General features: G+C 32.5%; 1 protein-coding gene and 1 riboswitch. The gene reads left to right on the top strand.

Annotated features, from left to right (window positions below):
- Positions 1-271: 271 nt before the first annotated feature.
- A riboswitch (M-box (ykoK) riboswitch) is annotated at positions 272-434 on the top strand.
- A 193-nt stretch (positions 435-627) separates the two neighbouring features.
- Positions 628-1,962 (top strand): magnesium transporter, encoded by a 1,335-nt coding sequence (gene mgtE / locus A3M9_RS0112225; protein WP_027309428.1) that lies wholly within the window; start codon positions 628-630, stop codon positions 1,960-1,962.
- Positions 1,963-2,143 lie beyond the last annotated feature (181 nt).

The raw sequence follows: 2,143 nt of genomic DNA, 5'->3' as shown, positions 1-2,143 counted from the left end.
ACTTTTTCAAAGTCGAAAAGCTAAGAATTGCTAAAGCTTATGAAATATGCTAATTTGAAATCCTTTCATGGGGCTTTTTCAGATTTTTGCTAACAATTAAGTTTGTCAACAATATCATAAGGTAATGGATACCTTATGTTTACTTTTTATTTTTATATATATTATAATATATATAGGAATAATTTGGCGGTGATATAAATAATTAAGTTAATTTTTGATAAAAAACTATCACTATTTGAGAAAGTGTAATATAATATATTGTGGGAAAAAATAAATATGTTGTTAGGTGAGGCTCCTACAAAGAAAAATGCTACTGCCCAGAAAAATCGAGAGATTCCAATGGGTTAACAGAAATAATCGTGAAGGTTATTTCTAATGTAGCTGACGCAGAGTCTACGCTTTGTAGTGCTAAAGCTCAACAATAAAGAAATGTATATTTCTCTACTGTTGAGTAGAGATTTTTTTGCGTGTGTGGCAGCCATATCACATATAACTTATTAGGAAGAGGTGCAAGAAGGGAGTGATGAATATGGATTCTGGTAGTTCTGTTCCTGAGCATAAAAACTTAATAAAAAAGAGCCATATTCATCACTTTGGATATTGGCTCTTCTAAAAGGAGGGGTCAGAATGAATGAAAGAATTTTAGAGCTACTGAAAAATAAAAATTATAAGGAATTAAGAAATGAACTAATTGAGTTAAACGAAGTAAATATAGCTGATATAATAGAAGAAGTTGATACAAGTGAGGCGGTTATATTATTTAGACTTCTTCCAAAGGATATGGCTGTTGATGTATTCTCATATCTTTCAAATGAACAGCAGATGAATATAATAAATTCAATTACAGATAAAGAAATAGAGCATATAATGAATGAGTTGTACTTTGACGATATGATTGACTTTATAGAAGAGATGCCTGCCTATGTAGTAAAAAAGATTTTAAAGAATACAAAGGAAGAGGAAAGAGCGCTAATTAATCAGTTTTTAAACTATCCTGATAACTCTGCTGGAAGTCTTATGACTATAGAGTATGTTGATTTAAGAAAGGATATGACAGTAGCAGAGGCAATAAAGCACATAAAAGAGACAGGAATTGAGAAGGAGACTATATATACCTGTTACGTTATAGATGGCAGTAGGAAGCTTGAGGGTATAATATCCCTAAGAAAGCTTGTGACTTGTGATGAAGACAAAAAAATAGAAGATATTATGAATACAGATGTTATATATGTTCATACCCACGATGACCAAGAGATGGTAGCAAGCCTATTTAAAAAGTACGACCTTATAGCAATTCCAGTTTTAGATAAAGAGGAAAGATTGGTTGGAATTATAACAATTGACGATATTGTAGACGTTATTGAGCAGGAAAATACAGAGGATTTTCAAAAGATGGCAGGTATGGAGCCAACGGATATTGAATATCTTGATGCAAGCGCATTTACCCTTGCTAAAAATAGAATAGCTTGGCTTTTAATTCTTATGATTTCTGCAACGTTTACAGGGAGAATAATTCAAAAATATGAGGAGGTTCTTCAATCAGTTGCAATCTTAGCAGCTTTTATACCGATGCTTATGGATACAGGAGGAAATGCAGGTTCTCAATCCTCAACGCTTGTTATAAGAGGACTTGCACTTGAGGAGATTAAAACAAAGGACTTCTTTAAAGTTGTATTTAAGGAATTTAAGGTATCATTTATAGTTGGTATTGTACTTTCTATAGTTAACTTTTTAAGAATTTATTTTATAGAGAAGATTAACTTTAAGGTTTCACTTACTGTAACAATAACATTATTCATCACAATTATGCTTGCTAAAATTGTAGGAGGAGTTCTTCCCATAATTGCAAGAAAGTTTAAACTTGATCCAGCGATTATGGCAAGCCCTCTTATCACAACAATAGTAGATGCCGTTGCATTAATAGTATATTTTACTTGTGCAACTATTATATTAGGTATATAAATAAAGCCCCATTAATGGGGCTCAGATAATTGACAAATCTATTTGTTAGCTAAATTATGAAAAAGCCCCATGAAAGGATTTTATTTGGCTCTTTCATGAGCTTTAGCAATTCTTAGGTTTTCGACTTTGGAAAAGTCCGTAATTCGGCACAGGACGTGCCGAGCCGAGCGGCCATCAGGAC

Source organism: Caloramator sp. ALD01 (assembly GCF_000472625.1).
GTDB lineage: Bacteria > Bacillota > Clostridia > Clostridiales > Caloramatoraceae > Thermobrachium > Thermobrachium proteoclasticum.
This window is presented reverse-complemented; position numbering and strand designations above follow the sequence as displayed.